Origin of the sequence: Clostridium sp. JS66 (assembly GCF_033561535.1) — a bacterium.
In the GTDB taxonomy this organism is placed as follows: Bacteria; Bacillota; Clostridia; order Clostridiales; family Clostridiaceae; genus Clostridium_AM; species Clostridium_AM carboxidivorans.
Genome location: NZ_CP131467.1, coordinates 1,137,459 through 1,160,717 on the forward strand (window position 1 = coordinate 1,137,459; position 23,259 = coordinate 1,160,717).

The following is a 23,259-nucleotide window of genomic DNA, read 5'->3' on the forward strand; positions in this document are numbered from 1 at the left end:
TGTGACTTGGAGATTTATGGAGGTCTAATATGGGAGATAATAGTCTTATAATTAAAGGCAATAGAGATGGAATAAATGCAATTATTAATATGAATAAGTTTAAAGATTTCGACGATATGCTCGAAAATTTAACAGAGAGGTTGTCGAAAGGTAAAATTTTTTATAAAGGGTGTACTTTAAAAATAACCACTGAACTTAAGTATATAACTGAAAAAGACTTTAGAAAATTAAAGGATGTTTTATTTGAAGAATTTTTAATAAAAGATTGTATTATGGAAGATAAAGACGAAAAAAGCAGTAAAGTCTTTTCAGGAATTTATGAAGGACGTACAAAATTTTTGAGACGTACTGTAAGAAGTGGTCAAATTATAAATTACCCAGGAAATATAGTTATAATTGGAGATGTAAATGCAGGATCTGAAATATATGCAGACGGAAATATAATAGTTTTAGGTGCATTAAAAGGCTATGCTCATGCAGGATTTGGAGGAAATTCTAAAGCTATTGTAGCAGCTTTCTATCTTCAGCCTGAAATACTTCAAATTGCAAATGTAATGACCAGATCTCCAGAAGACAGTGATAAACCTCAATATCCAGAGGTTGCCAGAGTAAAAGGAGGGACAATAATTGTAGAACCATATTTACCTAATAAATTTATATAAAGGTTTGTTATTAAATGATAACTTGTAATTTTAAATTAGTTTAATGGAGGTAGTGTAAATGGGAGAAGCTATTGTAGTAACATCAGGCAAAGGTGGAGTAGGTAAAACTACTACTACAGCTAATATTGGAACAGGACTTGCATCATTAGGTAAAAGTGTTGTGGTAGTTGATGGGGATACAGGTCTTAGAAATCTTGATGTTTTGATGGGACTTGAAAATAGAATAGTATTTACGTTGTTAGACGTAATAGAGGATAAGTGCAAATTAAAACAAGCTCTTATTAGAGATAAAAGATTACCAAGTTTATATCTTTTACCAACAGCCCAAACTAGAGATAAGGATGATATAACCACAGATCAAATGGTTAAATTAATATCAGAATTAAAAAAGGAATTTGATTATGTTATCATAGATTGCCCTGCTGGAATTGAGCAGGGATTTGAAAATTCTGTAGTTAGCTCAGATAGAGCACTAATTGTAGTAAATCCAGAAGTTACATCTGTAAGAGACTCAGATAGAGTTATTGGAAAATTAGATGCTAAAGGATTGGAAAATCATCAACTCATAGTGAATAGAATAAATTACGATATGGTTAAGAATGGAAATATGTTAGATGTAAATGATATCTTAGACAGTTTGGCTATAGAACTTATAGGAATAGTTCCAGATGATAGAAATATAACTGTTTCAACTAATAAGGGGGAGCCTATAGTTTTAGATGATAAGGCTTCAGCAGGACAAGCATTTAGAAATATAGCAAAAAGAATAGTAGGAGAAAAGGTACCTTTTATGGATTTGAGCAATAACCAAGAAGGTTTCTTTTCAGGAATTAAAAAGTTATTTGGTATTAAGTAGGAGGGTATTAAAATGGATTTATTTAAAATGTTTTCGTCGAAACCTTCCTCAAAAGATGTAGCTAAAGAGAGATTAAAATTGATTCTAATACATGATAGATCAAGTATGTCTCCAGAAATACTTGAGTCGATAAAAGAAGATATACTTAAAGTATTATCTAAATATATGGAAATAGACAGTGGTGAAATAGACGTAAAAATGACTAAAATGGAGGAGCTTGAAGGGGATTCACCAGCTTTAATTGCAAGCATACCGGTAAAAAGAATGAAGGTTGACAAGTAAACCATATATAAACTATATGTTAAAGAATTAAAATATGAATAGATTTTTTTTTAGTGTGTGGTATAATCATATTTATTGGAGGTAGAAAACATGCTAGAAAAAGTTACCTTGGATAGAAGGCTTTTAAAAGAATTAGATTTTATATCGATTATTTCAGTAATACTTATAGTGTTATTTAGCTGCTTTAATATTTATAGTGCTACTCGTTTAAAGTTTGGATACTTTTTTTTAAAACATCAACTGATGTGGCTGGCAGCAGGGTTGATACTAACATATATAATACTTCTATTTGATTATGTCATTATTGAAAATTATGCTGGTATAATTTATTGGTTTGGAGTATTTTTATTAGTATTAAATGATACCATATTTAAGTCAACTGTTAATGGAGCAGCTTCTTGGTTACAAATAGGAGGAGTGCAGTTAATGCAGCCTTCGGAATTTGCAAAATTAGGAATGATTATAATGCTGGCAAAGCAGTTAGATGTTATGGAAGGAAAAATAAATGATTTAAAGAACTTCTTAAAGTTAGCGGTTTATGCTATAATTCCTATGATTTTAATAATAAAACAACCTGATATGGGTATGACTATGGTATGTTTTTTTATTGTACTTGGAATGTTTTTTGTAGCAGGCTTGGATTTGAAAGTAATAGTAGGTGGCCTTGTAAGCTTAGTAGGACTTGTTGCTATTGTTTGGAATTCACCCTTAATGGAAGAATATTGGAAAACCAGATTAACGTCATTTATAACTTCACAATCAGATGATTTGGGATCAGGATTTCAGGTCGGTCAATCATTAATAGGAATAGGCTCTGGTGGAATTTGGGGAAAAGGATTTTTAAAAGGTACTCAAGTAGCAGGAGGATATATTCCAGAACAGCATACAGATTTCATATTTTCAGCACTAGGAGAAGAATGGGGGCTTGTTGGTGCTTTAGTACTTTTATTGTTGTATGGTATATTGATATATAAATTTATAAATATAGCGAGAAATTCAAAGGACAGGTTTGGTTCTATGATATGTGTAGGAATTGTGTCTTCACTATTATTTTCCATATATCAAAACATAGGGATGACAATAAAAATAGCACCTATAACTGGAATCGCTCTTCAGTTTATGAGTTATGGTGGTAGTTCAATGCTGACTAGTTTTATGGGATTAGCACTGGTTTTAAATGTAGGGATGAGAAGGAAAAAAATTAACTTTTAGGGGGATGTATTATGAAAATTGCTTTCATTGCACATGACAAGAAAAAAGATGATATGGTGGAATTTGTTAAAAGGTACAAAGATGTATTTAAGGATCATGAATTATTCGGGACAGGCACTACAGGAAGAATTATATCCGAGATTGTAGGGCTAAAGGTTCATAGATTCCTTTCAGGACCATTAGGTGGTGATCAGCAAATTGGTGCTAGGATTGCTGAAGGAAATATGGATTTTATAATTTTTCTAAGAGATCCTCTTACAGCACAACCTCATGAACCTGATGTTTCAGCATTACTTAGAATATGTGATGTTCACTGCATTCCACTTGCTACTAACATAGGTTCAGCAGAAGTTTTTGTAAAAGCACTTAAGGCACATGTATTTGAAGAATAAAAAAATAGAATGATAAAAAACCTTAACCATATGAGTTAGGGTTTTTATTTTTTACCCATATCATATATAGATATAAGAAATATGTATGCAGCTATCATAAAAGAAGGCACCAAGAAGTATATATATATTAAGTGCTTTATCACAGTACTTAATATGTTTAAAATTGGGGGAACATCGGGATATGGGAAGTTATAATTCTCAATATGAAAACTATTATAATTCTTTAAAACATAGAAGTAGAGCTACATATTTACCTAATTATAAGAATACTTTTATATCTGATAGAGGAGAAAAGAAAACATCAAACTATTGGACTCGAAGAATAATTAGAGAATTAATAGGAGTATTTGTACTTTTTATTTTCGTTATAATGTGTAAAGCAGTAAATAATACTAGAACGGTGTCAGCATATAATTATTCTAAATCTATAATAAATGAAAATTACAATTATAAAGATATTCTAAATAGAACTAAAAGCCTTGATTTTAAAAAACTTCAAGATAGCATAATTAATAAGATTGAAAATATTAGAAGTAAGCTTACGGGAACAGATATGGTACAGGATAAAATAAGAAAAGAATTTATTATACCAGTAGAAGGAACTGAAACTTCTGCTTTTGGTTATAGAAAAGATCCAATAACCAAAGAAAATAAATTTCACTCAGGAATAGATTTGGATGTAAAAGTAGGTACACCAGTTAAAGCTTCTTATGATGGAGTAGTAAGGGAATGTGGTGAGGATTCTGGGAATGGTAAGTATATTTTAATTGATCATAAGAATGGGGTTGAAACTAAATATTGTCACTTAAGTGAGGCACTTGTAAAAAAAGAAGATGTGGTCAAGAAAAGTCAGGTTATAGCCAAAAGTGGAAATACAGGCAAATCTACTGGACCACATCTTCATTTTGAGCTTTTATATATGGGAGAAAATAAAAATCCCAATGACTATTTTAATAAATTAGGTAATTAATTTGCAGGGGTAATTGCGTGATTAGAATAAATAAGTATTTCATTCCTTATGTTATATTTTTAATTATTGTAGGTTATAAAGGAAATCTTATATATGCTTTTTTTATTGTTATAATTCATGAAGCTGTTCATTATTTAACTGCTAAGCATTATAATTTTTCAGGTTTTGATATAGAATTAATAGCTTTTGGAGCTTCGATTAAATTTAAAGAATTAGATGATGCATCTCCCAAGGAGGATTTGATTATATCTTTATCAGGTCCCTTATCCAATTTTGTATTAGCTGCAATTCTTTACTATGTAAATAGAATAGTACACTGTGATGAAATTTATATGTTGTTCGCAGGAAATATAGCTATAGGTATTTTCAATCTCATACCTGCTTTTCCTTTAGATGGAGGCAGAATATTAAGAGATATACTATATTTTAAATTTTCATATAAAAAAGCAAACAGAATTATGATAAATATAAGTACTGTAATAGGTGCTTTTCTTATGTTCTTTTATATAGTACTATTTTTAAAAGGATTTAATAATTTTAATATTGGAATTATAGGATTATTTATAATAATATCATCATTTAAAGAAAAGGAAAGGATATCATATATAATTATGGGAGATATTATAAAAAAGAAATATAAATTTATAAATAAGGGTTATATAGAAAGTAAAAATATTTGTGTATATTATAAGAAAGATTTGCTAACTGTTATGGGCCTGTTTGATAAAAATAAATATAATATGTTTACTGTTTTAGATAATGACATGAAAGTTGTTGATATAGTTTACGAAGAAGATGTAATAGATGGACTTAAATTACACGGTAATATAACTTTAGAGGAATTTATGAAAATTCACGAGTAAAATATAAATTTGTATTTTAAATTTATATTTTGTTATGTTAGAATATCAAGTGATAACACAAGAGGAGGATTATTAATGAATAGGATTTCTGATGATATATTATTTAAGGTTGAAAAGCCCGCTCGTTATATAGGAGGAGAACTTAATTCCTATAATAAAGATAAAAATGAAGTGGATATTAGGTTTGCATTCTGCTTTCCTGATGTATATGAAGTTGGTATGTCTCATCTTGGTATGAGAATTCTTTATTATACACTTAATGAAAGAGAAGATACATTTTGTGAAAGAGTATTTGCACCTTGGGTAGACATGGAAAAACTTATGAGGGAAAACAATATACCTCTATATGCACTAGAGACTAAGGATCCTATAAAGGATTTCGATTTTATAGGATTTACTCTTCAATATGAAATGAGTTATACAAATATATTAAATATGATTGATTTAGCAGGTATTCCTGTTAGAGCATCAGAAAGAGGAGAAGAAGATCCTATAATTATGTGCGGAGGTCCATGTGCATACAATCCAGAACCCCTTTATGACATAGCAGATTTCTTTGCTATGGGTGAAGGCGAAGAGCAAATGGATGAGATCATGGATTTGTACAAAAAGTATAAGGGTAAGAAGCAGAAAAAGTCATTTTTAAGAGAACTTTCACATATAGAGGGTATCTATGTACCATCACTTTACAGTGTAGAATATAAAGAAGATGGAACTATTAAAGAATTTAAACCTTTGTATGATGATGTACCAGAAAAAGTAAAGAAGAGAATAATAAAGAATTTTAATGATGTTCCATATCCAGATAAATTTATTGTTCCATATACAGATATAGTACATGATAGAATAATGCTTGAAACTTTCAGAGGATGCAGCAGAGGATGTAGATTCTGTCAGGCGGGTATGATATATAGACCTATAAGAGAAAAAACAACAGATAAGTTAATGGAACTTGCAGAAAAGCTTATAAAGTCTACAGGTTATTCAGAGCTTTCACTAACTTCTTTAAGTATATGTGATTATTCAAATATACAAGGCTTAATACATATGCTTGTAGAAAAATATGAAAAGGATAGAGTAGGAGTATCACTTCCATCTCTTAGAATAGATTCATTTTTTGTAGATATGATAAATCAAATACAAAAGGTTAGAAAAACAGGTTTAACTTTTGCACCAGAAGCTGGAACTCAGAGAATGAGAGATGTTATAAATAAGGGTGTAACAGAACAAAATCTAATGGAATCATCAAGAAGTGCTTTTGAATCAGGCTGGTCTACTATAAAATTATATTTTATGTTAGGACTTCCTTATGAAACTATGGAAGATGTAGAAGGTATTGCTGATTTATCACAAAAGGTAGTAGATCAATATTTTGGTGTACCAAAGGAAAAGAGAAAGAAAGGCTTAAGAGTAACAGTAAGTACTGCAATATTTGTACCTAAGCCATTTACTCCATTCCAATGGGTTCCACAGATAAGAATGGAAAATGTGAGGGAAGAAATAGGTGTTTTAAGATCAGCAATAAAGAGTAGAAACATTGTGTATAATTGGCATGAAAGCCCTGTTAGCTATTTAGAGGCTATATTTGCAAGAGGAGATAGAAGGGTTTGTGATGTTTTAATTAAAGCATTTGAAAAAGGTGCTAAATTTGATGGATGGTCAGAATACTTTAACTTTGATACATGGATGGAAGCATTTGAAGAATGTAATGTAGATGGTGATTTTTATGCTTACAGACAAAGAGAATATGATGAAGTACTTCCTTGGGACTTTATAGATGTTGGAGTAAATAAAGAATTCTTAATAAGAGAAAATGAAAAGGCTAAAAAAGGAGAAGTAACTCCAGATTGCAGACAGGGATGTTATAATTGTGGAGTAAATGTTAATTTAGAAGGGAAGTGCTTTGATAATGCATTATTTAATAAAGTTCAGTAAAGAAAGTAATATAAAATTCATAGGACATTTGGATTTTATGAGAACTATTCAAAGAATGATTGAAAGATCAGAGCTTTCTGCAGAATATTCTAAAGGCTTTAATCCACATGTAAATATGTCTATAGCACAGCCCCTAGCTGTTGGAGTGTATTCTTCTGGAGATTATATGGATTTGATGCTGGAAGAAACAGCTGAAAATATAATAGTAGAAAAATTAAATGAAGTTGCTCCAAGTGGCATAAAGGTTTTTGACGCTGTAAAAATACAGGATATTGAGAATAAAAAAATATTTAAATCAATGGCAGTCATAGATGCAGCAAAATATATAATACGTATAAAGTATAAAAATATAGAGTCACTAAATGAAGAAATAGAGAAATTATTAAATTTAGGCCAGTGGAATACCATAAAGAAAAGCAAAAGCGGAGAAGCAGAAGTAGATATAAAAACTATGATTAAAGAATTTAGCTATAAAATAGAAGATAATGTTTTAATTGTAGAAACTCTTATAGCTTGTGGAAGTAGACAAAACTTATCTGCAGAGCTTTTAGCAAAATATATCGGGCAAAATACTAAAGAGGCCAATATGGAAGCTTTCGTGGATATAAAGAGAGAAGAAATGTATGCTGAATCAGAAGGAAAACTATTGCCATTGTATCAATTTGCAAGGGAAAGAGAAGCATAATTAACTTTTGTATTTAAATAAAAAGGTGGAATTAACTTGAAGGATATATTTATAGAGAGGCAAAACAATCTTTTAAGAATAGCTATAAAGGAAAATGATATTTTAAAGGAATGTTTTATAGAAGAGGAAACTGGAGAACCTTATCCTGGAGAAATATATAAGGGTATTGTTAAAAATATTGTACCTGCCATAAAATGTGCTTTCATAGATATTGGTCATAAAAAAAATGTATATATTTATTTAGATAATAAATTTAAAAATACAAAATTGAAAAAAGGTCAGGAGCTCTTAGTACAAGTGCTAAAAGAGGATTTGGGAAATAAGGGAGCCAAAGTTACCAATGTTATAAGTATACCAGGTAAATACTGCGTATTGATGACTATGAATAAGGAAGTAACTTTTTCAAGAAAAATACAAGATGGGCTTTTAAAGCAAAGTATGGCAGAACAATTAAAAAAACCTAATGATGTAGGAATAATGATAAGAACTGAAGGTGCAAATGCTTCCATAGATGATATAAATAAAGAGATATCGAAACTTTACAGTATATATAATAATATAAATAATGAAGCAAAATACTTTAATAAATTTGGTCTGTTATTTGATAATGGAGGAATTTTAGGAAGGGTTTTGAGAGATAGGTTAAATAATAATTGTAAGGTATATGCAAATACTGAAGAAGACGTTCAATACATAAATGAATTTTTATCAGATTCTTTGTACGGCAAGGTATCAGTAAAACTTTATGATGATAATAGAACTTTATTTGATTATTATGGTATTGAAAGGGAAATATTGAGCCTTAGAAATAACAGGGTTTATTTAAAATGTGGAGGATACATTGTTATTGATAGAACAGAAGCTATGTATGTTATAGATGTAAACTCAGGGAAAAATGTAAAAAGCAGTTCTATAGAAAAAACAGCATATATTACTAATTACCAGGCAGCCGAAGAAATTGCAAGACAGATAGAGCTTAGAAATTTAAGTGGTATTATAGTTATAGATTTCATAGATATGGATAATGAACAAAATAGGGAAAAAATAATGCAAAAGCTTCAAGAAGGCTTTAGAGATGATAAAAATAAAACAGTAATTTATCCATTTACAGAGCTTAATTTAGTGCAGATAGCTAGAAGAAGATCAGGAAAATCTATATATGATTATCTAGAAGAAAATTGTGAATTGTGCGGTGGCAAAGGAAAAAAATTAAGATTTTCATATGTATGTATGCTCATAAAAAATGAAATTTTTAAAATAGATGAGCAAAGAGATATAAAAGATATACATATAGAAATAGATGAAATTTATGCTGATAATATAAAAGGAGATGTACTTACATTTGTAAAAAACATAAATGCACTGGATAAGAGTATTTATGTTACCTATAGAAGAGATGAACATTTTAAGGTAGAACCTTTAATTTTTGCAAATCAAATAGAAAGTCTAGAGATGTTTAAAATTTATGAATAAAAAACTTTACAAATATAAATACATATGTTAGAATGGCATTTGTAGGCCGCACTGAGAAGGTTATTAAATTACAATAATAGGTAATAAACTTATGTTGTATACCTTAAATGGCGAGACTGGATTGAGGAGGTGTATTTTAATGTATGCAGTTGTAGTTACTGGAGGAAAACAGTATAAAGTTTCTGAAGGAGACGTTATATACGTTGAAAAATTAGATGCTGAAGTTGAATCAACAGTTGAACTTGACAACATTCTTGTTGTAAATAAAGAAAACGGAGAAACAGTTTTTGGAAAACCATCAGTTGATGGAGCTAAAGTTACAGCAAAAGTTGTAGCTCAAGGAAAAGCTAAAAAGGTTCTTGTTTTCAAGTATAAGAGAAAGAAAGATTACAGAAAGAAACAAGGACATAGACAGCCTTATACTAAGCTTCAAATTGAAAAAATTAATGCTTAATTAGTTATGATTAGCATAAATTTTTCAAAAAAAGAGAATAACTTAGTTTCTATGAAAGCTAGTGGCCATGCAGGATTTGATGAATATGGAAAAGATATAGTTTGCAGTGCAGTTTCTGCATTAAGTGTAGCCATACTTAATGGTATAACTGATGTAATGCACTTTAAGCCAGATTTCCATATAGATGAAGATGGATTTTTAAGCATAAGTATTGAAAATTTACATATAGAACAAATTAAAGCATGTCAAGTATTAATGGAAACTTTATTGTTAGGTTTGCAAAATATTGAAATTAACTATGGTGAATATATAAATGTAAAAGTAGAGGAGGTGTAGTAGAATGATACTAATTAACCTTCAGTTATTTGCTCATAAAAAAGGAGTAGGTAGCTCAAGAAACGGTAGAGACAGTGAATCTAAAAGACTTGGAACTAAATGTGCTGACGGACAGTTTGTTCTTGCTGGAAACATATTAGTTAGACAAAGAGGAACAAAGATTCATCCAGGAAATAACGTAGGCATAGGCGGAGATGATACTCTTTTTGCTAAAATCGATGGAGTTGTTAAATACGAAAGAGTTGGAAGAGACAAGAAAAAAGCTAGCGTGTATCCTGTAGATGTTGAAGAAATTGTAGCAGCAGAATAATTTAAAAATAAGGCACCCTTTATGAGGGTGCTTTTTTAAAACTTTAATTAGCTAATAAATGGTTTAATTTGGAATGGATAAAAGTATTTATTGATAGAAATGTATAAAGAATATAAGTATAAAAATCAACATTAAGTGTAAAATTTGATATGAAATTTTTAATATATATTATAATTAAAAGTGTAATTTAGTTAATAATATATTTAGTGACTTTGATAACAGCATTAAAGATGTTTATATATATTTAGTTATGGACTAGAAAAAGTTTATTACAATTTGGCTTAGAATAAGTTTTTTATAGTACTAAGCAGTTAATGTTAGGTAAAAAAGGGAGATGAATTTAGTGTTTGTAGATACAGCAAAAATATTTATTAAATCTGGAGATGGCGGAGATGGTGCAAGTACTTTTAGAAGAGAAAAGTATATAGCACTTGGAGGTCCTGATGGTGGCGATGGAGGCAAAGGAGGAAATGTAGTTTTAGTAGCAGATCCTAATATGACTACTCTTTTAGATTTTGCATATAAAAGGAAGTACAAAGCAGAACCAGGAGGAAATGGAAGTGGTTCTAAATGCTTTGGTAAGGATGGAGAAACATTATATATAAAGGTTCCTATGGGAACTGTAGTAAGGGATGCAGAAACAAGCAAAATAATGGCAGATTTATCTCATAAAGAAGATAAATATGTAATTGCTAAAGGCGGTAGAGGCGGTAGAGGAAATATTAGATTTACTACTCCTACAAGACAGGCACCTGATTTTGCTGAGCCAGGAATGCCAGGAGAAGAGAGATGGATAACATTAGAGCTTAAAATTCTTGCTGATGTTGGTTTGCTTGGATTCCCTAATGTAGGAAAGTCTACTTTGCTATCTGTAGTATCAAAGGCTAGACCTAAAATTGCAAATTACCATTTTACAACTTTGAATCCTAATCTTGGAGTAGTTAATATGTCTGGTATACCTAGTTTTGTAATGGCAGATATTCCTGGTATAATAGAGGGAGCTTCAGAAGGTGTAGGACTTGGAATAAAGTTTTTAAGACACATAGAAAGAACAAGGCTTCTAATACATGTGGTAGATATATCTGGAGTTGAAGGAAGAGATCCTTTTGAAGATTTTTTAAAGATAAATGAAGAACTTAAAAAGTATAGCGTAAAGCTTTGGGATAGACCGCAGATAATAGCTGCAAATAAAGCTGATATGCTTTATGATGATGAGGTATTTGAAAATTTCAAGAAAAAGGTTAAGGAACTTGGATATGATAAGGTATTTAAAATATCAGCTGCAACTAACAAAGGCGTAGAAGAGCTTATAAAGGAAGCTGCGAGAGTATTAAGTACTATACCAGTTACAGAAATTGAAATAAGCGAAGATGAGAAGTTTGTACCAGAAGAAAAGAAATTTACTTATACTATAAGAAAACAAGATGACACATATATTGTTGAAGGAAGTTTTGTAGATAGACTTTTAGCAAGTGTAAATGTAAATGATTCTGATGATTTAAGATATTTCCATAAGGTATTAAAAAATAAGGGAGTACTTGATGAATTAAGAAAAATGGGTATTGAAGACGGTAATTTAGTAAGACTTAATGATTTTGAATTTGAATATTTATTATAATTTTGGAGGTTACAAATGATTACAAGTAAGCAGAGAAGTTATTTAAGATCTTTGGCAAATAATATGAGTCCAATATTTCAGGTGGGAAAAGAAGGTATAGAAGATAACTTTTTAAAACAAGTACAGGATGCTTTAGAAGCAAGGGAAATTATAAAAATATCTGTGTTAAATAATAGCGGAATCAATGCTAGAGAAGCTTCAGATATGATTTGTGAAGAATTGGGTTGTGAAGGAATTCAAGCCATAGGAAATAAGTTAGTATTATATAAAAGATCAAGTAAAAAGCCTAAAATAGAACTTCCTTAGTAATTAAGTATAAGTCAGTGACCTATATAATATGTTTAGGAGAAGGTATATATGATAAAAAAAGCTATTTTTGGAGGAACTTTTGATCCTATTCATAATGGACATCTGCATATAGCTTATGAAGCATTATATAAGTTGAACTTAGATAAAATTATATTTATGCCATCAGGCAATCCACCACATAAATTGAATAAAAATATTACAGAAGCTTTTTTAAGATATGAAATGGTAAAAACGGCCATAAGAAATGAAGATAACTTTGATGTGAGTGATTATGAAATAAATAGAGACAATTTGAGTTATACATATCAGACACTAGAACATTTCACTAATTTGGAAAAGGAAACTAAGTGGTATTTTATAACTGGTGTTGATTGTCTTATGGATATTGAAAATTGGAAAAATACTGAGGAAATACTTAATCTATGTACTTTTGTGGTTTTTAATAGAACTGGCTATAGTATAGAAAGTGTGTTGAAGAAGAAAATTTCAATTGAAAAGAAGTGTAATAATAAAATTGTTTTTTTAGATATACCTTTGCTTGAAATTTCTTCTACAAACATAAGAAAACATATAAAAGAAGGAAGAAAAGTAGGTCATTTAATGCCTGAAAGTGTGTGCTATATTATAGAACAACTTGGACTATATAAATAATTTAATGCATAATAGTTATTTGGAGTGATGTAACGTGTGGAATGAGCAGGAAATCGAAAATTATCTAATACACAATCTTAAACCTAAAAGATATGAACATAGTTTAAGTGTAAGGGATACATCTATAAAATTAGCAAAGTTATATAATGAAGATATAGAAAAAGCAAAAATTGCAGGTTTTGTTCATGATTGTGCTAAAAATATGAGCGATGAAAAAATTTTAGACATAGCTGTAAACTATAATTTACGAGTTGATGAGATATTTAAGGAAAGTCCTCAATTGCTTCATGGAGCAGTTGCTGCTGTAATAGCCAGAGAAAAAATGGGAATTGAAGATGAAGATATATTAAATGCTGTAGCTTATCATACTACTGGAAGAAAAAATATGAGTCAATTGGAAAAGATAATATATTTGGCTGATTATGTGGAACCCTTAAGGGATTTTCCAGGAGTAGAAGAATTAAGAAAAATATCTTGTGAAAATTTGGATAAAGCATTATTAATGTCTTTTAACAATACCATAAAATTTGTACTAGAAAAAGGACAACTTATTCATTTAGATACCATAGAAGGTAGAAATTTCATAATTTTACAACTAAAAATAAATAAATAGTTTATAAAATTATTTAAATTACATAAAATAATCAAGCAAAAAAATAAAAAGTTTGTTATAATGGTATTGTTTGAGCAAAACTATAAAAGATGGATAGTAATGGTTTACTATCCCAATTACAGGAGGGTTTAACATTATGGAAAAACAAATAATAAGTACAAAAAAAGCACCAGGTGCTGTAGGACCTTATTCACAAGCTGTTAAGGTTGGAAATTTATTATTTACATCAGGTCAAATTCCACTAGATCCTGAAACAGGAAAATTAGTTGAAGGAGATATCAAAAAAGCTACTGAAAGATCTTTAGAAAATATAAAAGCTTTACTTGAAGAAGCAGGAACATCTTTTGATAAAGTTGTTAAAACAACTGTATTTGTAAAAGATATGGGAGATTTTGCTGCTGTTAACGAAGTTTATGCAAAATACTTTACAAAAGATATGCCAGCAAGATCTTGCGTACAAGTAACACTTCCAAAAGATGCTTTAGTTGAAATAGAAGTAATAGCTTTAGTAGACTAATTAAAATTACATACTTACAATAAAGAGTGAACTTAAAGGTTCACTCTTTGTGCATAGAAGACAAATATATAGAGATAACTATAAGATTAAATTTAAATCTTAAGGAGCAGTGTATGGAGAAAAATAAGCTTATTTTTAGAGTAAAAGGTAATGAAGAAGGTATGAAGCTTAGAGCATACCTTAAAGATGTTCAAAAACTTTCAAGCAGGCTTATTAAAGGAGCAGCACTTGATGGAAGAATAAGTGTAAATAGTAATAGAGTTAAGTTAAATTATGTTGTTAAACTTGATGATGAAATAGCTTTTGATGTAGAAAAAAAGGAAAGCCAAAATATAGAACCAGAAAAAATGGATATAGATGTAGTTTATGAGGATAGTGATCTTATAGTAGTAAACAAACAACCAGGTATGGTAGTCCATCCTACAAAGAGCTATCCAAATGGGACTTTAGCTAATGGACTTTTATATTATTTTAAGGAAAAAGGAGAACAATGCATAGTAAGATTAGTCAGCAGATTAGATATGGATACTTCAGGCCTTATTATAATAGCAAAGAATCAATTTGCACATATGAGTCTGGCTAGAGATATGCATAAGGAGGACTTTGAAAAAAGTTATCTAGCTGTGGTACATGGCAACTTGGAAGAAAAGGAAGGAATAATAAATCTTCCTATATATAGAACTGGTGATGGAAGTATAAGAAGAGTTGTGGATGAAAGAGGACAGGAAAGTATAACCTGTTATAGTGTTCAGGAAAGTTTTAATAAAGGGGATTTAGTTAAGCTTACTTTAAAAACTGGAAGAACACATCAAATAAGGGTTCATATGACACATATTGGACATCCGCTGTATGGTGATACTTTATACGGACAAATTGAGGATAAGAAATATATAGAAAGGCAGGCTTTACATGCCTATAGACTAGTGTTTCCACATCCTAGAACCAGAGAGATGTTAGAATTAGAAATAGGACTTCCAAAGGATTTACAAGAATTAATAGAGAAAATAAAAAATTGATGACCTTATATATAAAGTCATCAATTTTTTTATTCCTTTTTAAATAATTTATTAAATAAGTTGTACTTTTTAAACATGAAAATTGCACCACCAATTATTACTAGTATGGCGGGAATCAAGTATTCCATTTTTAAATTCATGCTTTTAAATGGACTTGATTGAAGTACTTGCTTTAATTCATGGCTAGTACCACTTGTAAGTTTTAAAGTACCCAGATTTTGATTATTTTTAACTACAGTTCCTTCTGCAATTGTATCTCCTGTTTTGAAAAATTTAGTGCTTAAATTTTCATCCTTAAGAACAAATTTTGGTACAGTGGTATCCTCTTTTAATTTAACATAGTAAAAATCTGAAGCTGCTAAAAGAGGTACTGTTACTCCATTATTACTATATGTAGCAACAAGATCACCTTTTTTATATAATGGTACACTTTCAAAAGTACTAAAACCATAATTAAATAAATTAACTGCATCAGGAAAAAAGGTCTTATTTTTATCATGTACTAAGGACACTATAAGTCTTTGTCCATTTCTTGTAGCATAGGATACATAGGAATGTTCTGATTGAATAGTATAACCAGTCTTACCACCTTTGCATCCATCATAATAAAGTTGTGAAGATTTTTGTATTAACTTATTTTCATTCCACAAAGGTCTTTTTGCAGCAGATTTATTTGTTGGAGCTATCTCATAAAAGCTGGTACTAGCAATTTGTGTGTATTCAGCTTTGTTAGATAATTCTCTCATTATAAGAGCTAAATCTCTTGCAGAAGTTTTGTGTTTTTCATTATATAATCCACTAGGATTAACGAAATTTGTATCTCTGCAGCCTAATTCTAAAGCCCTTTTATTCATTAATACTACAAAATTATCTATTGATCCACCACCTATATGCTCTGCTAGTGCTTCTGCACAATCGTTTCCAGATTGAAGCATCAAACCATATAATAGATCTCTAACTTTTAATTGTTCACCTTCAAACAAATATATTTTACTTCCATCCACTAAAGGTGGATTTTTTCCTACTGTTACTACATCATCTAATTTACATTTTTCTAAAGTCAAAAGTGCAGTCATGAGCTTTGTAGTAGAAGCAGGAGGATAAGCAGAATCTTCATTTTTTCCATATAAAACATATCCTGTTATTGCATCCATAAGTACTACACTATCAGCAGAAACAGTTGGAGGATCAGCTTTTGCTTGTGCTTTGAGTGGAGCACTTGAAAGTAAAAATACAAAACTCATCATAAAAATTAATAATTTTTTCATTTTAGCCTCCTCAAACATCGTTAATCATAATTATATCAAAAAAGTTTTATTTTTGCGACAGAATTTTTTAAACATGTCAATAATTTAAATAATGCATAAGAAAATATGTTTTATTTGGAGGTTTATAATGAATAAAAAAAAGAAAATTATAGGTTCTATAGTTATTTTGGTCATATTTACAATATTTTTAATAACAGGATATGTTTTATCAAGGCCATCAAAGGATTTAAACGCTAAAGAAGTCTTCAATGATGCAGCAGTTGTAGAAAGTAAAGATAATAAAGATATGACTATTTATATAAATGGAGAAGTTAAAAAGCCAGGAGTTTACAAACTAAAGTCTGGGAGCCGAGTACAGGATTTAGTAAATTCTGCAGGAGGATTTAATGAAACTGCGGATAAAGCAAAATTGAATCTTGCAAAAAAACTTAAAGATGAAGACTATATATATGTAGATAAGCAAAATGATAAAAATCTGCCAGCTTCTTCAGGCAGCAATGCAAATTCTAATCCAGCATCAGATGGAAAGGTGAATATAAATACTGCCACCAAAGAACAATTGAAGACTGTATCAGGAATAGGTGATGTGACAGCTCAGAAGATAATAGATTATAGAGAAAAAAATGGTTCATTTAATTCTATTGAGGATTTAAAGAAGGTTGGAAGAATAGGAGATAAGACACTAGAAAAAATCAAGGATAAAATAGAGGTTAGGTGATATTTAGTAAAATTAACTTCAGAATTAATTAAATATGATTCCTAAGTATCAATTTACTACTACTAAATATAATAATTACTATATTTAGTAGGCAAAAATATAGTAATTACTATTATAAAATATAACAATTGCTATACTTATGGCTAAAAGTAAAGTATTATATATATGTGATTATGAATTTAGGAGGTGCTATTGTGTCTACAACAAGACTTACACAGTTAACAAAAACTTCTGGATGAGCAGCTAAAATAGGGCCGGAGACCCTTGAAAAGATTTTAGGAAAGCTGCCAAAGATGGAAAGCAAAAATTTAATAGTTGGAATAGAAACTTCTGATGATGCAGCAGTTTATAAATTAAATGATGAAATGGCAGTAATTCAAACTTTAGATTTTTTTACTCCAGTAGTAGATGATCCTTATACTTTTGGACAGATAGCTGCGGCTAACTCATTAAGCGATGTATATGCTATGGGTGGAAAACCAACAGTAGCTTTAAATATAGTTTGTTTTCCTACTTGTATATCTATAGATATTTTAGGAGAAATACTTAGAGGTGGAGCGGATAAGGTATTAGAATCAGGTGCAGTTGTAGTAGGAGGCCATACTGTAGAAGATAGTGAACCTAAGTATGGATTATCTGTTATGGGAATTGTTCACCCAGATAAAATTCTAAAAAATTATGGATCAAAAGAAGGGGATGTAGTTATAATAACAAAACCCTTAGGAATAGGTATAATAAATACGGCCATAAAAGGAGAAGTAGCGTCAAAGGAAGCTTATAACAAGGCAGTTAAAGTTATGTCAACTTTAAATAAGTATGCAGGTGAAATTGTAGCAAAGTATAATTTGAGTGCTTGTACAGATATAACAGGCTTTGGCATTATGGGGCATGGCTATGAAATGGCTTCTGCTTCAAAGGTTTCTTTAAAGATTTATTCAGATAGAATACCTTATATAGAAGAAGCAAAGGAATATGCAGAAATGGGTTTAGTGCCTGCAGGATCATATAACAATAGAAATTACATAGATGGGAAATATGAATTGAAAAATATACCTGAATGGATGAAGGATATATTGTTTGATCCTCAAACATCAGGTGGACTTTTAATTACATGCTCCAAGGAAGAAGGAGAAAAAATTATGAAAGAACTTCTTACTTTGGAAATGCCATCAGCTGTTATTGGAGAAGTTATACAGCAGCAAGGTGAAAATTATATAATAGTTGAATAAGTAAATACATAAGAGGTGATATTAGTTGGAAAAAAAAGAGTTATTAAGAAAATTGCCTAAAATGGATGAACTTTTAAAAGAAGATGTAGTTATAAATAGATTAAATGATACCATGAGAACTTTAGTTATAGATTCTCTAAGAGCTTCCATAGATGAATATAGAGAGAATATATTAAAAGACAAAATAAATGACTTTGCAAAAGAAGATATATTATCAAAATTTGAAGAGATTTTAGAAGATAGTAAGGAACCAAATCTTAAAAGGGTAATAAATGCTACAGGAGTAGTTATACATACTAATTTAGGAAGATCAATTCTTTCTAAAGAAGCTGTAGAAAACGTTATAGGAGTAGCTGCAAATTACAACAATCTAGAATATGATCTAAAAAAAGGTGAGAGAGGTTCCCGATATAGCCATGTAGAGGAACTCATAAAAAAAGTAACAGGTGCAGAAGCAGCTTTAGTTGTAAATAATAATGCAGCAGCTGTAATGCTGGTTTTAAATACGTTATGTAAAGATAAGGAAGCCATAGTTTCCCGTGGTCAACTTGTAGAAATAGGAGGATCTTTTAGAGTTCCAGATGTAATGACTTTTAGTGGTGCCAGCCTTGTGGAAGTTGGAACTACAAATAGAACTCATTTATATGATTATGAAAATAATATAAATGAAAATACAGGGGTTTTACTTAAGGTTCATACATCAAATTTTAAAATACTTGGATTTACAGAGGATGTTTCACTAGAAGAGTTAGTGGAACTTGGAAAAGATAAGTCTATACCTGTAATTGAAGATATAGGAAGTGGAACTTTAGTTGATTTTTCAAAATATAATTTTGTATATGAACCTACAGTTCAGGAGAGTATACGAAAAGGCGTAGATGTAGTTACTTTCAGTGGAGATAAAATGCTTGGAGGACCTCAGGCAGGAATAATTGTAGGAAAAAAAGAATTTGTAAATAAGATGAAGAAAAATCAACTTACCAGAGCATTAAGAATAGACAAAATGACCTTAGCTGCTTTAGAGGGTACCATTAAATATTATTTAGATGAAAAAGAAGCAATAGAAAAAATACCTACTCTTCATATGATATTAAGCAGTAAAGATGAGCATAAAAAAAGAGCTTATTCACTAAAAAGAAAGCTTCAAAATAAAAACAAGGAATTTAAATTTTCTGTAGAAGAAGATTATTCTATGGTAGGTGGAGGATCTATGCCTATAGAAAAAATTCCAACCTATGTTATAAAGGTTAAAAGTGATAAATATAAACCTGAAGAATTGGAAGTTATGTTAAGAAAAAATAAGGTTCCAATAATAGTAAGGGTATCTAATGATGAAGTTATCATGGACGTAAGAACTATGTTTGATGAAGATTTTAATGCTGTTGCTGAAACATTTAGTAGGTTTTAAATAATTGGAAGGCATATTTACATAGGAGAAAGGATGTGAACTTATGAAACATATTATAATAGGCACAGCAGGACATATAGATCATGGTAAAACAACTCTTATAAAGGCTTTGACAGGAAGAGAAACGGATACTTTAAGAGAAGAAAAGGAAAGAGGTATATCCATAAACTTAGGATTCACGTTTTTTGATTTGCCTTCAGGAAGAAGAGCAGGCATTATAGATGTTCCAGGTCATGAAAAATTTATAAAAAATATGCTGGCTGGTGTAAGCGGAATAGATATAGTAATAATGGTAATTGCAGCAGATGAAGGCATAATGCCTCAGACAAGGGAGCATTTTGAAATACTTCAACTTTTAAATATAAAAAAAGGACTAATTGCGCTTACAAAATCAGATTTAGTGGATGAAGAATGGCTTTCCATGATTAAAGAGGATATAAAAGAGGAATTTAAAGGTACATTCTTAGAAAATGCACCTATACATGCAGTTTCCTCTAAAACAAAAGTTGGATTGGATGCATTAATAAAGGATGTAGATAAACTTACAGAAGAAATTGATGCAAAGGATACTCAAGGACATTTTAGACTTCCTGTGGATAGAGTTTTTTCAGTAAGTGGATTTGGTACTATAGTTACAGGTACTGTAATTAGTGGAATGATTAAAGAGGGTGAAAATGTAGAAATTTATCCTTCTAAGGAAGTATCTAAGGTAAGAGGAATTCAAGTACATGATAAATCTGTAAAAATAGCAGAAGCAGGGCAAAGATGTGCCATAAATATAGCTAATGTAAAAACTAGTGCTGTAAAAAGAGGTGACGTAATTGCAGCTAGCAATTTAATGGAACCTTCCCTCATGATAGATTGTAAGTTGTACTATTTAAAAAGTGCATCCAGACCTTTAGAAAATAGGCAGAGGGTTAGACTCTATCATGGAACTAGTGAGATAATATGTAGAGTTGTAATATTGGATAAAGAAGAGTTAAATCAAGGAGAAGAAGCTTATGTTCAATTAAGGTTGGAGAAGCCTTTAACAGCTCAAAGAAATGATAGATTTGTAATAAGAAGTTATTCTCCAATGTATACCATAGGCGGCGGCTCTATAATAGATCCTTTAGCTAAAAAAGCAAAAAGATTTGACAAAAAATACTTGGAAGAATTAAAGGTAAAAGAAAGCGGCAAAACTGAAAATATAATTGAAAATAATGTTAAAAAGTTAAGTGATCAGTATCCTAAGGCTTCTGATATACTTAAAGCTTTAGGAAAAAATGAAGAACAAATTGAAGAAAAGCTTCAGCTGCTTGTAGATGAAAATAAAATAGTAAGATTTGATACAGGAGATAAAGCTGTATATGTTCACAAAGAGTATATAGGTAATAAAGTAAATATCATGTGTGATCTATTAGAAAGATTCCACAAAGAAAATCCTTTAAAATGGGGAATATCTAAAGAAGAAATAAAAAACAAAGTATTTAAAGGAATAAAACAAAAAATATATGATGAAATGTTGGATTTATTTGTTAAGGATAATAAAATAAGCATACATGGCAGTTTTATTTCATTAGAAGGCTTCACTATAAAATATACTAAGGAGCAGAAGAATACAAGAGATAACATTATAAAGGTATTTAAAGCTGCTAAATTTTCTCCTCCTAAATATAGTGAACTAGAAGAAAAGCAAGAAGATAAGAAGAGCTTTAAAATGATATTTGATTCCTTATTAGATGAAGGTATTATAGTTAAAGTATCAGAGGATTGCTTATTCTTGAAAGAGGATTATGATAAGGTTAAAGAGCTTATAGTTAATTTTATAAACACCAATGGAAGTTTAACCTTAGCTCAGCTTAGAGACGAGCTTAATACAAGTAGAAAGTATGCTATGGCACTAATAGAACATTTTGATGGAATAAAATTGACCAAAAGAGTAGATGATAAGAGAGTACTCTATTAAAGTTTATTAAATTAAAAATCACAATTATGCACAATTTTTGTTAAAATAGTTTTAATATTTTTTAGATAAAATTGTATTATCAGGTTTATAATTCATAATTATATGCTGATAAAATGTGCAGTTTAAAAAATTTTAAAAAAATATGTTTAAAAAGTCACAAACTATGTTGAAAAAAGTTGACATAAACAGATTCTTAATTTATAATAACTAAGTGTAATGGATTGCAGTACTAACTATTAAAATTTTTAATACATTGCAATTCCAGTTAAAGTTTTGTATAATATAACAGGTTTTAATTCATGTTTTTAACTATAATGAATTAAATATGTTATTAATAAGGGAGTAGATAGGTGCTGGTGTGCCTGCCGGTCTTCAAAACCGTTCTGTCGTGCTAAGACCACGATAGGTGGGTTCGATTCCCACATATTCCCGCCAATTATTGATTATTAAGAGGTTAAAAGATTTGCATGTCTTTTAACCTTATTTGTTTTTTGTACAAATAAACGTTATGCAAATTAATACTTTAAGAGGGTGTAAACATGGGAAATAAGAAGATTAAAGTTAATTTAAATAACGTTATGCAAAAGGTACGAGAGGATAATAGTTTAACTATATCAAAACTAAGCAAGTTACATAAAGAGTTTTTAGACGATAAAAGTCTTGAAGGACTTGCACCAAGAACCCTTCGTGATTATAAACAACACTTCAAATATTTTAATCAGTACGTTCAATATGCATATCGTACTAACATAGACCGTATTGTTGTTGATGAAAAAATTTTGAAAGATTATTTAAAATATATGGTAAATGAAAAGAAATATTCTCCATTTACTGTTAATGTCCGATTAAGGACTTTAAGAACATTTTTTAAATGGTTAAAAGATCAGAAATACACTAAAGAAAATTTTGCTTTAAAAATAAAGCTAATGAAAGTACCAATGGATTCAGTAACTCTATTATCAGATTTAGAGATTAAAAAATTATTAAATAGCTGTGATTTAAGTACTTATGCAGGTTTTAGAGATTTTTCGTTAATAATAACAATACTTGATTGTGGCATTAGAATAGGAGAAGCATCTCAATTAAAAATTGATGATATTAATTTAAGTAATAAGCTAATAAAGGTAAGGGCAGAAATTGCTAAAACAAGAGAGGAAAGACAAATACCCATTTCTCATAAAACAACAAAATTACTAAAAGAGTTAATTAGTATTGCTAAACAAATGCAATGTGAATATGTTTTTCAAAGCACATATGGAGGAAAAATTAAAGAAAATAATTTGTCTTTAAGTTTAAAAAGGCTTGGAGAAAAAGCTGGTATTAAAAAAAGGTGTACTGGTTATGTATTCAGACATATTTTTGCAACGAATTGTGTAAAAAATGGAATGAATTTATTTTCGATACAAAGAATCATGGGGCATACGATAGTCCAAACAACTAGAAGATATGTTCAATTAGATACTACAGATTTACAAAAACAGCATAAGAAATATAACATAATTGATAAATACTTACAGGAAGATAGGGGGTAGAA

General features: G+C 29.8%; 25 protein-coding genes and 1 tRNA gene. 25 read left to right on the forward strand and 1 reads right to left on the reverse strand.

Annotated features, from left to right (window positions below):
* Window positions 1-29 precede the first annotated feature (29 nt).
* The 19 genes from minC to Q6H37_RS05395 all read left to right on the forward strand — a co-directional run bounded on the left by minC (window position 30) and on the right by Q6H37_RS05395 (window position 15,154).
* Entirely contained in the window at window positions 30-662 is a 633-nt protein-coding gene (minC, locus tag Q6H37_RS05305; protein WP_318739751.1) for a septum site-determining protein MinC, read from the forward strand.
* A 58-nt stretch (window positions 663-720) separates the two neighbouring features.
* The gene (minD, locus tag Q6H37_RS05310) at window positions 721-1,518 is read left to right on the forward strand and encodes a septum site-determining protein MinD (RefSeq protein WP_318739753.1); all 798 of its coding nucleotides are present in this window, start codon (window positions 721-723) and stop codon (window positions 1,516-1,518) included.
* 12 nt (window positions 1,519-1,530) lie between these two features.
* Window positions 1,531-1,800 carry a cell division topological specificity factor MinE gene (minE, locus tag Q6H37_RS05315; RefSeq protein ID WP_318739755.1) on the forward strand — a complete coding sequence of 90 codons (270 nt, stop codon included), beginning with the start codon at window positions 1,531-1,533 and terminating at the stop codon, window positions 1,798-1,800.
* A 90-nt stretch (window positions 1,801-1,890) separates the two neighbouring features.
* A complete protein-coding gene (gene rodA / locus Q6H37_RS05320; protein WP_318739757.1) occupies window positions 1,891-3,012 on the forward strand; it encodes a rod shape-determining protein RodA in 1,122 nt (373 codons plus the stop codon).
* A gap of 11 nt (window positions 3,013-3,023) precedes the next feature.
* On the forward strand, window positions 3,024-3,404 hold the full coding sequence (gene mgsA, locus Q6H37_RS05325; protein WP_318739759.1) for a methylglyoxal synthase: 381 nt from the start codon (window positions 3,024-3,026) through the stop codon (window positions 3,402-3,404).
* A gap of 181 nt (window positions 3,405-3,585) precedes the next feature.
* A complete protein-coding gene (locus tag Q6H37_RS05330) occupies window positions 3,586-4,374 on the forward strand; it encodes a M23 family metallopeptidase (RefSeq protein ID WP_318739761.1) in 789 nt (262 codons plus the stop codon).
* Between the two features lie 17 nt (window positions 4,375-4,391).
* Window positions 4,392-5,237, forward strand: coding sequence for a M50 family metallopeptidase (locus Q6H37_RS05335; RefSeq protein ID WP_318739763.1), 846 nt, complete (start codon window positions 4,392-4,394; stop codon window positions 5,235-5,237).
* A gap of 75 nt (window positions 5,238-5,312) precedes the next feature.
* A complete protein-coding gene (locus tag Q6H37_RS05340) occupies window positions 5,313-7,172 on the forward strand; it encodes a TIGR03960 family B12-binding radical SAM protein (RefSeq protein WP_318739765.1) in 1,860 nt (619 codons plus the stop codon).
* On the forward strand, window positions 7,147-7,857 hold the full coding sequence (locus Q6H37_RS05345) for a TIGR03936 family radical SAM-associated protein (RefSeq protein WP_318739767.1): 711 nt from the start codon (window positions 7,147-7,149) through the stop codon (window positions 7,855-7,857). The genes Q6H37_RS05340 and Q6H37_RS05345 overlap by 26 nt, the downstream gene beginning before the upstream one ends.
* 36 nt (window positions 7,858-7,893) lie before the next feature.
* Entirely contained in the window at window positions 7,894-9,330 is a 1,437-nt protein-coding gene (locus tag Q6H37_RS05350; protein WP_318739769.1) for an Rne/Rng family ribonuclease, read from the forward strand.
* A gap of 139 nt (window positions 9,331-9,469) precedes the next feature.
* Entirely contained in the window at window positions 9,470-9,784 is a 315-nt protein-coding gene (rplU, locus tag Q6H37_RS05355) for a 50S ribosomal protein L21 (RefSeq protein WP_007062781.1), read from the forward strand.
* A gap of 6 nt (window positions 9,785-9,790) precedes the next feature.
* Complete coding sequence (locus Q6H37_RS05360; RefSeq protein ID WP_007062782.1) at window positions 9,791-10,120, forward strand: ribosomal-processing cysteine protease Prp; 330 nt, start codon at window positions 9,791-9,793, stop codon at window positions 10,118-10,120.
* Window positions 10,121-10,124: 4 nt separating this feature from the next.
* Window positions 10,125-10,430 carry a 50S ribosomal protein L27 gene (gene rpmA / locus Q6H37_RS05365; RefSeq protein ID WP_318739771.1) on the forward strand — a complete coding sequence of 102 codons (306 nt, stop codon included), beginning with the start codon at window positions 10,125-10,127 and terminating at the stop codon, window positions 10,428-10,430.
* Window positions 10,431-10,773: 343 nt separating this feature from the next.
* Entirely contained in the window at window positions 10,774-12,048 is a 1,275-nt protein-coding gene (gene obgE, locus Q6H37_RS05370) for a GTPase ObgE (protein ID WP_318739774.1), read from the forward strand.
* Window positions 12,049-12,063: 15 nt separating this feature from the next.
* Window positions 12,064-12,354, forward strand: coding sequence for a ribosome assembly RNA-binding protein YhbY (gene yhbY, locus Q6H37_RS05375; RefSeq protein ID WP_318739776.1), 291 nt, complete (start codon window positions 12,064-12,066; stop codon window positions 12,352-12,354).
* 51 nt (window positions 12,355-12,405) lie between these two features.
* Entirely contained in the window at window positions 12,406-13,008 is a 603-nt protein-coding gene (gene nadD, locus Q6H37_RS05380) for a nicotinate-nucleotide adenylyltransferase (protein ID WP_318739778.1), read from the forward strand.
* 34 nt (window positions 13,009-13,042) lie between these two features.
* Entirely contained in the window at window positions 13,043-13,621 is a 579-nt protein-coding gene (gene yqeK / locus Q6H37_RS05385) for a bis(5'-nucleosyl)-tetraphosphatase (symmetrical) YqeK (protein WP_318739780.1), read from the forward strand.
* Window positions 13,622-13,757: 136 nt separating this feature from the next.
* Window positions 13,758-14,138 carry a RidA family protein gene (locus tag Q6H37_RS05390; RefSeq protein ID WP_007062788.1) on the forward strand — a complete coding sequence of 127 codons (381 nt, stop codon included), beginning with the start codon at window positions 13,758-13,760 and terminating at the stop codon, window positions 14,136-14,138.
* A 113-nt stretch (window positions 14,139-14,251) separates the two neighbouring features.
* Window positions 14,252-15,154: an RluA family pseudouridine synthase gene (locus Q6H37_RS05395; protein WP_318739784.1), complete on the forward strand. Its 903-nt coding sequence runs from the start codon at window positions 14,252-14,254 to the stop codon at window positions 15,152-15,154.
* Window positions 15,155-15,183: 29 nt separating this feature from the next.
* Here the strand turns inward: Q6H37_RS05395 and Q6H37_RS05400 are convergent, their stop codons facing one another.
* Window positions 15,184-16,422: a D-alanyl-D-alanine carboxypeptidase family protein gene (locus Q6H37_RS05400; RefSeq protein ID WP_318739786.1), complete on the reverse strand. Its 1,239-nt coding sequence runs from the start codon at window positions 16,420-16,422 to the stop codon at window positions 15,184-15,186.
* 127 nt (window positions 16,423-16,549) lie between these two features.
* Between Q6H37_RS05400 and Q6H37_RS05405 the strand changes: the two genes are divergently transcribed.
* From Q6H37_RS05405 to Q6H37_RS05430, 6 genes are all read left to right on the forward strand, one after another.
* On the forward strand, window positions 16,550-17,140 hold the full coding sequence (locus Q6H37_RS05405; RefSeq protein ID WP_318739788.1) for a helix-hairpin-helix domain-containing protein: 591 nt from the start codon (window positions 16,550-16,552) through the stop codon (window positions 17,138-17,140).
* 194 nt (window positions 17,141-17,334) lie between these two features.
* A complete protein-coding gene (selD, locus tag Q6H37_RS05410; protein ID WP_412523908.1) occupies window positions 17,335-18,369 on the forward strand; it encodes a selenide, water dikinase SelD in 1,035 nt (344 codons plus the stop codon).
* Window positions 18,370-18,394: 25 nt separating this feature from the next.
* Entirely contained in the window at window positions 18,395-19,777 is a 1,383-nt protein-coding gene (gene selA, locus Q6H37_RS05415; protein WP_318739790.1) for an L-seryl-tRNA(Sec) selenium transferase, read from the forward strand.
* A 43-nt stretch (window positions 19,778-19,820) separates the two neighbouring features.
* Window positions 19,821-21,725: a selenocysteine-specific translation elongation factor gene (selB, locus tag Q6H37_RS05420; RefSeq protein WP_318739791.1), complete on the forward strand. Its 1,905-nt coding sequence runs from the start codon at window positions 19,821-19,823 to the stop codon at window positions 21,723-21,725.
* 338 nt (window positions 21,726-22,063) lie between these two features.
* Window positions 22,064-22,160: transfer RNA gene (locus Q6H37_RS05425), tRNA-Sec, on the forward strand.
* 104 nt (window positions 22,161-22,264) lie between these two features.
* Window positions 22,265-23,257, forward strand: a complete 993-nt coding sequence (locus Q6H37_RS05430; RefSeq protein WP_318739792.1) for a tyrosine-type recombinase/integrase — start codon at window positions 22,265-22,267, stop codon at window positions 23,255-23,257.
* Window positions 23,258-23,259 lie beyond the last annotated feature (2 nt).

Bases quoted from the DNA above. Each gene is read 5' to 3' on its own strand.
- Q6H37_RS05345 (WP_318739767.1), top strand. From the start codon at position 7,147: ATGCATTATTTAATAAAGTTCAGTAAAGAAAGTAATATAAAATTCATA.
- Q6H37_RS05430 (WP_318739792.1), top strand. From the start codon at position 22,265: ATGGGAAATAAGAAGATTAAAGTTAATTTAAATAACGTTATGCAAAAG.
- Q6H37_RS05405 (WP_318739788.1), top strand. From the start codon at position 16,550: ATGAATAAAAAAAAGAAAATTATAGGTTCTATAGTTATTTTGGTCATA.
- minD (WP_318739753.1), top strand. From the start codon at position 721: ATGGGAGAAGCTATTGTAGTAACATCAGGCAAAGGTGGAGTAGGTAAA.
- yhbY (WP_318739776.1), top strand. From the start codon at position 12,064: ATGATTACAAGTAAGCAGAGAAGTTATTTAAGATCTTTGGCAAATAAT.
- Q6H37_RS05360 (WP_007062782.1), top strand. From the start codon at position 9,791: ATGATTAGCATAAATTTTTCAAAAAAAGAGAATAACTTAGTTTCTATG.
- Q6H37_RS05395 (WP_318739784.1), top strand. From the start codon at position 14,252: ATGGAGAAAAATAAGCTTATTTTTAGAGTAAAAGGTAATGAAGAAGGT.
- rpmA (WP_318739771.1), top strand. From the start codon at position 10,125: ATGATACTAATTAACCTTCAGTTATTTGCTCATAAAAAAGGAGTAGGT.
- Q6H37_RS05400 (WP_318739786.1), bottom strand. From the start codon at position 16,422: ATGAAAAAATTATTAATTTTTATGATGAGTTTTGTATTTTTACTTTCA.
- nadD (WP_318739778.1), top strand. From the start codon at position 12,406: ATGATAAAAAAAGCTATTTTTGGAGGAACTTTTGATCCTATTCATAAT.
- rplU (WP_007062781.1), top strand. From the start codon at position 9,470: ATGTATGCAGTTGTAGTTACTGGAGGAAAACAGTATAAAGTTTCTGAA.
- Q6H37_RS05340 (WP_318739765.1), top strand. From the start codon at position 5,313: ATGAATAGGATTTCTGATGATATATTATTTAAGGTTGAAAAGCCCGCT.
- mgsA (WP_318739759.1), top strand. From the start codon at position 3,024: ATGAAAATTGCTTTCATTGCACATGACAAGAAAAAAGATGATATGGTG.
- minE (WP_318739755.1), top strand. From the start codon at position 1,531: ATGGATTTATTTAAAATGTTTTCGTCGAAACCTTCCTCAAAAGATGTA.
- Q6H37_RS05330 (WP_318739761.1), top strand. From the start codon at position 3,586: ATGGGAAGTTATAATTCTCAATATGAAAACTATTATAATTCTTTAAAA.
- selB (WP_318739791.1), top strand. From the start codon at position 19,821: ATGAAACATATTATAATAGGCACAGCAGGACATATAGATCATGGTAAA.
- Q6H37_RS05390 (WP_007062788.1), top strand. From the start codon at position 13,758: ATGGAAAAACAAATAATAAGTACAAAAAAAGCACCAGGTGCTGTAGGA.
- rodA (WP_318739757.1), top strand. From the start codon at position 1,891: ATGCTAGAAAAAGTTACCTTGGATAGAAGGCTTTTAAAAGAATTAGAT.
- minC (WP_318739751.1), top strand. From the start codon at position 30: ATGGGAGATAATAGTCTTATAATTAAAGGCAATAGAGATGGAATAAAT.